Raw genomic sequence first — 291 nt, forward strand, 5'->3', positions numbered from 1 at the left:
CAGGGCATTGACCTGCGTAACGATCCGCTGGCCATGCAGCGCCTGAAAGAAGCCGCAGAAAAAGCCAAAATCGAGCTGTCTTCTGCGCAGCAGACCGACGTGAACCTGCCGTACATTACCGCAGATGCTACCGGTCCGAAACACATGAACATCAAAGTGACTCGTGCAAAACTGGAAAGCCTGGTTGAAGATCTGGTGAACCGTTCTATCGAGCCGCTGAAAGTCGCACTGCAGGACGCTGGCCTGTCCGTGTCTGATATCAACGACGTGATCCTCGTCGGCGGTCAGACC

Annotated in this window: 1 protein-coding gene; it reads left to right on the forward strand. The window is 55.3% G+C overall.

Annotated elements, in window-relative coordinates; translation table 11 throughout:
- The coding region (locus J4G32_RS20905) for an Hsp70 family protein (RefSeq protein ID WP_210497593.1) at positions 1-291 on the forward strand (291 nt) is incomplete at both ends.

Origin of the sequence: Microvirga antarctica, assembly GCF_017921815.1 — a bacterium.
Lineage (GTDB): Bacteria > Pseudomonadota > Alphaproteobacteria > Rhizobiales > Beijerinckiaceae > Microvirga > Microvirga antarctica.